We start from the raw sequence: 6,879 nt of genomic DNA, 5'->3' as shown, positions 1-6,879 counted from the left end.
CTACAGCCTCCGCGAGGCGCAGATCATCATCGAAGAATGGAGGAAGCACTACAACACCAAACGCCCGCACAGCGCATTAGGATACCGCCCACCAGCCCCAGAAAGCCTCATCCCGATGGACCAGAGGCTGGTCATGCACTAACAATCAAACTGGACCACCGAAGTGGGGCTGATCATCCGGCGACTGCAGAATATTGCATTTTCTTTGGTCCTCAGTAGCGTTGGGTGTTAGCATCTAGGGTGCGTGCTTGCGCGCACTACTTGAGTAGCCAAGCGCTATACCGCTGATCCTCTTGCTCAGCCTATTGCCTTCCGCCCCTCAAGCAGCACGGATTTCGTCGAACTATGAAGTGATGACGACACTCGATGTTGAGCGGTCGGGGCGGGGAGTCTAAAGCCGCGCAATCCGCCAAAAGGTACTGACAAAAAGTTAGCTGCCTGGCAGGGCTTGCTTTTATCAATTATTTCCATATTACATGAAGTATGGAAAGACAAAGCGCCCTCGAATCGCTCTCCGCCCTGGCCCATGATGCCCGGCTGGACGTGTTTCGCCTGCTGGTCCGCGCCGGGCCGGAAGGTCTGGCGGCGGGCGAGATTGCCGCCGCGCTCGACATTCGCGCCAATACGCTGTCGAACAACCTGACCATCCTGGCCTCGGCGGGGCTGGTGCGTTCCGCGCGCGAAGGCCGCTCGATCCGCTATTTCGCGCAGATGGAGACGATGCGCGACCTGCTGGGCTTTCTGCTGAGGGATTGCTGCGGCGGCCGGGCCGAGCTCTGCCAGCCGGTTCTGGACCAGATCGCCTGCAAATGCTGAGGAAAGCCATGCCGAACCCCGTTCCGATCTTGAGGCAGAGATGAGTGATACCGCGCAGACCGGGGACAGCCCCCTTGGGATTTTCGAGCGCTGGCTGACGCTGTGGGTGGCGCTGGCCATGGTCGGGGGTATCGCGCTGGGGGCGGTCGCGCCGGGTCTTGCGGCGGCGGTGGCGGGGGCCGAGATCGCCTCGATCAACCTTGTCGTCGCGGTGCTGATCTGGGCCATGGTCTATCCGATGATGGTCAATGTCGATTTCGGCGCCGTGGCCGGGGTCGCGCGCCAGCCGCGCGGGCTGCTGATCACGCTGGCGATCAACTGGCTGATCAAGCCCTTTACCATGGCGCTGCTGGCGGTCCTGTTCTTTGACCATGTCTTTGCGCCATGGATCGCGCCCGCCGATGCGCAGCAATATATCGCCGGGCTGATCCTGCTGGGGGCGGCGCCCTGCACGGCGATGGTCTTTGTCTGGGCGCAGCTGACGCGAGGGGATGCGACCTATACGCTGGTGCAGGTCTCGGTGAATGATCTGGTCATGGTCGTGGCCTTTGCGCCCATCGTCGCCCTGCTGCTGGGGGTGACCGAAATCTCGGTGCCCTGGCAGACGCTGGTTCTGGCGACCGTGCTTTATGTCGTGCTGCCGCTGGCGGCGGGGCTGCTGACGCGGCGCGTGCTGGGATCGCAAGCCGCGATCGACGCCTTTTCGGCGCGGATCAAGCCATGGTCGATGATCGGGCTGATCGCGACGGTGGCGATCCTGTTCGCGCTGCAGGGCGAGGTGATCCTGAGCCGGCCCTTTGTCATCGCGCTGATCGCGGTGCCGATCGTGATTCAAAGCTATGGCATCTTTGCGCTGGCTTATGGCGCGGCCTTTGCGCTGGGTGTGCCCCATCGTATCGCCGCCCCCTGCGCACTGATCGGGACATCGAATTTCTTTGAACTGGCGGTGGCGGTCGCCATCAGCCTGTTCGGGCTGAACTCGGGCGCGGCGCTGGCCACCGTGGTCGGCGTGCTGGTCGAGGTGCCGGTCATGCTGTCGCTGGTCGCATTCGCCAACCGCACCCGCGCCAGATTCCCCGAGCCGCGCCCATGATCGTCATTCACCACAATCCCGCCTGCGGCACCTCGCGCAATGTGCTGGAGATCATCCGCGCCTCGGGTGCGACGCCGCTCGTCATCGACTATCTGGCCGAGGGCTGGACGCGCCCGCAACTGCTGGCGCTGTTTGCCGCCGCCGGCCTGACACCCCGTCAGGCGCTGCGGACCAGCAAATCGCCCGCCGCCGAACTGGGCCTGCTGGACGAAGCCGTCAGCGACGACACGATCCTTGCGGCGATGCTGCGCCATCCGGTTCTGGTCAACCGCCCCATCGTCGCCTCGCCCAAGGGCGTGCGCCTGTGCCGGCCCTCGGAAACCGTGCTGCCGCTGCTGGAGCGGCTGCCGCCGGGGCCGCTTTACAAGGAAGACGGCCAGATGATCCTGAACGAAAAGGGTGAGATCGTTGACTGACCTGCCCAATATCAACCCGGCCTGCTTGCACCCCGTCGATGCCGAGGGACTGTTTCCCGCGGCGCGCAGCACGCATCCGCCGCGCATCCTGTTGCTTTATGGCTCGCTTCGCGCGCGCAGCTTTTCGCGCTTTGCTGCCGAAGAGGCGGCGCGGATCCTTAACGCGCTGGGTGCCGAGACGCGCTTTTTCGACCCCCATGGCCTGCCCTTGGTGGATGAGGAGAATGCCGACAACCCCAAGGTCGCTGAACTGCACGAGCTGGTCGGCTGGTCCGAGGGCATGGTCTGGTCCTCGCCCGAGCGTCACGGGGCGATGACCGGGGTGATGAAGACGCAGATCGACTGGATTCCACTGTCGATGGGCGGTGTCAGGCCGACGCAGGGCAAGACCCTGGCGGTGATGCAGATCTGCGGCGGCAGCCAAAGCTTCAACACCGTGAACCAGCTGCGCATTCTGGGCCGCTGGATGCGGCTGCTGACCATCCCCAACCAATCCTCGGTCGCCAAGGCATGGGATGAATTCGACGCGGCGGGGCGGATGAGGCCATCGCCCTATTACGACCGGATCGTGGACGTGATGGAGGAGCTGGTACGTTTCACCCTGCTGACTCGCGACATCCGCGACCATCTGGTCGACCGCTATTCCGAGCGCGTGGAAAGCCATGCCGCCCTGTCGCGCCGGGTGAATCAGGCCAAGGCGACCTGACCTGTCCTATCCAATCGCATCCGGCAATGAGGCCAGGATATGGGCGACGAAATCCGCGACCTCGGGGCGCTGCAGGGATTTCGGCTTGCAATGCAGGAAATTGCCCCGCCCCGCCGTGACCGGCGCGGGATGGGCAAAGACCAGGCAGCCCGTGGCGATATGGGGCTGGATCAGGTGATGCCAGCCCAGAATGATGCCCTGGCCGGCCAGTGCCGCCTCGATCAGCAGGCCGACCTTGTTCGTCGAAAGGGCCGGGCGCGCGCCTGCCCATTCGCTGCCCTGCGCCCGGAACCATTCGGGCCAGCCCAGCGGCTGCCAGCCGATGGCCTCGCCGGCCCAATGGCGGTCATGCAGGTGCAACAGCTCGGTGCGGTTCAGCGCCGCGGCGTCGGGAAACGGTCCGTGCCGGGTCAGGAATTCCGGCGAACAGACCGGCTGGGCGATTTCCGGAAACAGGAAATGCAGGGTCTCGCCCGCCTCGCAGCGCTCATTGCCGCAAAGGATGGCGATATCCACCTCGGCATAGTTGCGCAGCGCGTCATCCTCGTCCGAGGCAAGGATGGTAAAGCCGGTGCCGGGATGGCGGGCACGAAAGCTGTCGATCAGCGGCTTCAGCCAATAGCTGGCCATGGCATCGGTGGCCGAGACGGTGACGCCCTGCGCCCCCGCATCGCCGGTCAGCACCCCGACCGAGGCGCTGATCCGGTCCAGCCCCGCCGTCACGCCCGCATAAAGGCTTGCGCCTTGCGGGGTCAGCTCCAGTGCATTGTGCTTGCGGATGAACAGCGCCACGTCCAGCGCGCGTTCCAGCAGGCGGATCTGCTGGCTGACGGCGCCCTGGGTCACGTTCAGCTCGCGCGCGGCAAGCGTGAAGCTGAGATGCTTGGCCGCCACCTCGAATGTCGCGAAAGCGCCAAGCGAGGGCAGATGACGGCGCTTGATCGGCGGCATGGCGGCAACCTCCCTTGGGGTCGGGAAGGTCATTCTAGCTGGCTGCGCCACTCTTTCCAGCGCAGATAGGCATTGGCGCCGATGCTGTCCAAAGGGTGCGGCGGCAGGCGTCGGGGTTCGGCCTGCACGGTAAAGAAACCGGTGACGGCGCTGGTCTGGCCGCAGGCCAGTTCCGCCGCGCCGATCCCGGTCAGCGTGCCGCGCACCGTGCCAAGGCCGTTCTGGACGCAGGCCGCGTAAAGCCCCGGCTCCAGCTCGCGCATGACCGAGACGTCGTTTTTCGACAGGCACAGATGTCCCGACCAGCAATGTTCAAAGCGGATGCCGGCAAGCTGCGGAAAGCGCGTGTCGAATTTCCGCCGCATGTTGCGCGTCACCCGTGCCAGATCGGCGGCGCTGGTCTGCATCTCGGGCCGGTAATAGCCGCCCTGACGGATGATGATGCGGTTGCCGCCCTGTGCGGGGCCGATCCGGCGCACGGTGGTGCCCAGGGGGTCGGCCGGGGTCGCGCCCCAGCATTCCTGCCCGCCAAGCGCGCGCAGGGCCTCGGGGGGCAGTTCCTGGGTCATGCAGGCGTTCAGCATGATATGCATCAGCCGCCCGCGCTTGAAGCCAAAGCTTTCCAGATGGCCGTTATTGGCAAGGATCAGCTTTTGCGCCTGAACGCTGCCCTGCGCGGTCTTCAGCCGCCAGCCCTGCGCATTGCCTTCGATCTTCAGGACCGGGGCGTTTTCATAGATCCGTACGCCCGCGCGCTCGAGCCCGGCGGCAAGACCCTGCACATAGCCCGCCGGTTGCAGCATCACCGTCCCCGGTGTGTAAAGCCCGCCAAGATAATAGTCCGAGCCGGTGATGGTGCGCATGGCCTGCGCGTCCAGCATCTCATGCGCCTCGTCCAGCCGGTGCAGATGGGCGGCATAGCTGGCATTGGCTGCCATGCCATTGGCCGAGGCGGCGGCGTTGATCTTGCCGTCGCGGCGGAAATAGCCGGGCGGAATGGCGTAATCCTGCACGGCGCCGGCGGCGAATTCGATGGCCTGCCGGTTGAGCCGGGCGGTCTGCCGGTCCTGACCGTCTTCCGAGCCGGCATAATCGGATGAGGTCAGCACATGCGGCAGATCGATCATGAAGCCGGAATTGCGTCCGGTCCCGCCTTCGGCGATGCGGGTGGCGTCAAGGATTACCACCTCAAGCTGCGGGTCGATCTGCCTGAGCCTGCGCGCGGCGGAAAGCCCGGCAAAGCCCGCGCCGATGATGGCGATGTCGCAACCTGCGGGGCCGTCAAGCGTGGCGCGCGGCGCGGTCGCGGGCAGGATCGCGCGCCAGCCCGCCGGGCCGGTAAAGACAGGAAGACGGGCTGCCTGATGCGTGGTCATGGCCGGGCGACACCTTAATCCAGCGCCGTATCAGCATGGTCGGTCAGATCCAGCCAGATGGTTTTCAGCTGGGTATATTGATCATGCGCGTGGATGCTGTTGTCGCGCCCGCCGAAACCGGACTGCCTGTAGCCGCCGAAGGGGGTGGTGATGTCACCTTCGCCAAAACTGTTCACGGTCACCGTGCCGGCGCGCAGCATCCGCGCCCCGCGCAGCGCCCGCTTGCCATTGGCCGTAAAGATCGAGGCGGCCAGCCCGTATTCGGTGTCATTGGCGACGGCGATCGCCTCCTCGAAGCTGCTGACCGGGATCACTGTCAGGATCGGGCCAAAGATCTCCTCGACCGCCATCCTGCTGCCGCGACCGGCCTGAACGACGGTCGGCTCGATAAAGCCGGCGGCGGGGCTGTTGCCGCCGAGCAGGATCGTCTCTTGCCGCGCCGCCTCCAGATAGGCGCTGACCTTCTGGAAATGCGCCGCCGAGACCAGCGCCCCGACCCGCACCTGCGGGTCCAGCGGATCGCCAAGGACCCATTCGCGGGCATGGGCGCGGATGCGCGCCAGCAGCGGTTCCTGAACGGCCTCGTGCACGATCAGCCGCGAGGCGGCCGAGCAGTTCTGCCCCATGTTCCAGAAGGCGCCATTGACGACATGCGCCGCGACCGCGTCCAGATCCTCGGCATCCTCCAGCACGATGCAGGGGTTCTTGCCGCCCAGTTCCAGCACCACCTCCTTGAGGTTGCTGTCGGCCGAGTAATGCAGGAAACGCCGCCCGGTCGCGGTCGAGCCGGTAAAGCTGACCATGTCCACATCCGGGTGCCGGCCCAGCGGCTCGCCGACCTCCGGGCCCGAACCGGTGACGACGTTCAACACGCCGCGGGGCAGCCCGGCCTGCATGGCCAGTTCGGCGACGCGCAGCGCGGTCAGCGTGGTCTCGGCGGTGGGCTTGACCACGACCGAGCAGCCGGCGGCCAGCGCCGGGCCGATTTTCCAGGCCAGCATCAGCAGGGGAAAGTTCCAGGGCAACACCAGACCGACGACCCCGACCGGCTCGCGCAGCACCATGGCGATATGGTCGTCCGAGGCGGGCGCCACCTGATCGTAGATCTTGTCGATCAGCTCGGCATGCCATTTGATGACATGGATCGCCTCGGGCAGGTCCACGGTTTCGCAATCATGGATGGTCTTGCCGCTGTCGAGGCTTTCCATCACCGCCAGCTCGCGCGCCTCGCGGGTCATCAGCTTGCAAAGCCGGATCAGCACCTCCTTGCGGGCGCCGGGATGCAGGTGCGACCAGCGCCCATCGTCAAAGGCCTCGCGGGCCTTGCCTACCGCCAGATCCACATCCTCGGGGCCGCAGGCGGCGATTTCGGTCAGCGTCTCGCCGGTCGCCGGGTTTATGGTCGCGAAGGTCCGGCCCGAAAGCGCCGGCCGGTAGGTGCCATCGATAAAGGCATTCTGCGGCAGGCTCAGCCCGGCGGCGATGGCCCTGTATTCCTCTGCGGTCAGAAGATCGCTCATC

8 protein-coding genes are annotated in these 6,879 nt (G+C 65.6%); 5 read left to right on the top strand and 3 right to left on the bottom strand.

Features of this window, described 5'->3' with window-relative positions; all coding sequences use genetic code 11:
- From DFP89_RS15095 to arsH, 5 genes are all read left to right on the top strand, one after another.
- Positions 1–142 (top strand): integrase core domain-containing protein (locus tag DFP89_RS15095; protein WP_147273322.1); only part of this gene is annotated, 142 nt, incomplete at its 5' end.
- A 341-nt stretch (positions 143–483) separates the two neighbouring features.
- Positions 484–816, top strand: a complete 333-nt coding sequence (locus DFP89_RS15090; RefSeq protein ID WP_114350222.1) for an ArsR/SmtB family transcription factor — start codon at positions 484–486, stop codon at positions 814–816.
- A gap of 40 nt (positions 817–856) precedes the next feature.
- On the top strand, positions 857–1,909 hold the full coding sequence (gene arsB / locus DFP89_RS15085; RefSeq protein WP_114350221.1) for an ACR3 family arsenite efflux transporter: 1,053 nt from the start codon (positions 857–859) through the stop codon (positions 1,907–1,909).
- Positions 1,906–2,325 carry an arsenate reductase family protein gene (locus DFP89_RS15080; RefSeq protein WP_114350220.1) on the top strand — a complete coding sequence of 140 codons (420 nt, stop codon included), beginning with the start codon at positions 1,906–1,908 and terminating at the stop codon, positions 2,323–2,325. The genes arsB and DFP89_RS15080 overlap by 4 nt, the downstream gene beginning before the upstream one ends.
- Positions 2,318–3,031, top strand: a complete 714-nt coding sequence (arsH, locus tag DFP89_RS15075; protein WP_281271211.1) for an arsenical resistance protein ArsH — start codon at positions 2,318–2,320, stop codon at positions 3,029–3,031. The genes DFP89_RS15080 and arsH overlap by 8 nt, the downstream gene beginning before the upstream one ends.
- 6 nt (positions 3,032–3,037) lie before the next feature.
- Here arsH and DFP89_RS15070 read toward each other — a convergent pair whose 3' ends face one another.
- The 3 genes from DFP89_RS15070 to DFP89_RS15060 are packed head-to-tail and all read right to left on the bottom strand — an operon-like array spanning position 3,038 to position 6,878.
- Positions 3,038–4,015: a LysR substrate-binding domain-containing protein gene (locus DFP89_RS15070; RefSeq protein ID WP_245948784.1), complete on the bottom strand. Its 978-nt coding sequence runs from the start codon at positions 4,013–4,015 to the stop codon at positions 3,038–3,040.
- Positions 4,012–5,358 carry an NAD(P)/FAD-dependent oxidoreductase gene (locus DFP89_RS15065; protein ID WP_114350217.1) on the bottom strand — a complete coding sequence of 449 codons (1,347 nt, stop codon included), beginning with the start codon at positions 5,356–5,358 and terminating at the stop codon, positions 4,012–4,014. The genes DFP89_RS15070 and DFP89_RS15065 overlap by 4 nt, the downstream gene beginning before the upstream one ends.
- A 14-nt stretch (positions 5,359–5,372) precedes the next feature.
- Positions 5,373–6,878 carry an aldehyde dehydrogenase gene (locus tag DFP89_RS15060; RefSeq protein ID WP_114350216.1) on the bottom strand — a complete coding sequence of 502 codons (1,506 nt, stop codon included), beginning with the start codon at positions 6,876–6,878 and terminating at the stop codon, positions 5,373–5,375.
- Position 6,879: the final 1 nt, after the last annotated feature.

It is taken from the genome of Paracoccus lutimaris, assembly GCF_003337565.1.
Taxonomy (GTDB): domain Bacteria; phylum Pseudomonadota; class Alphaproteobacteria; order Rhodobacterales; family Rhodobacteraceae; genus Paracoccus; species Paracoccus lutimaris.
The sequence above is the reverse complement of the archived record's forward strand: the minus strand, read 5'-3'. Positions and strand labels throughout refer to the sequence as shown.

Coding starts and splice junctions, on each gene's coding strand:
- DFP89_RS15090 (WP_114350222.1), top strand. CDS start 484: ATGGAAAGACAAAGCGCCCTCGAATCGCTCTCCGCCCTGGCCCATGAT.
- arsB (WP_114350221.1), top strand. CDS start 857: ATGAGTGATACCGCGCAGACCGGGGACAGCCCCCTTGGGATTTTCGAG.
- DFP89_RS15080 (WP_114350220.1), top strand. CDS start 1,906: ATGATCGTCATTCACCACAATCCCGCCTGCGGCACCTCGCGCAATGTG.
- DFP89_RS15070 (WP_245948784.1), bottom strand. CDS start 4,015: ATGACCTTCCCGACCCCAAGGGAGGTTGCCGCCATGCCGCCGATCAAG.
- DFP89_RS15065 (WP_114350217.1), bottom strand. CDS start 5,358: ATGACCACGCATCAGGCAGCCCGTCTTCCTGTCTTTACCGGCCCGGCG.
- DFP89_RS15060 (WP_114350216.1), bottom strand. CDS start 6,878: ATGAGCGATCTTCTGACCGCAGAGGAATACAGGGCCATCGCCGCCGGG.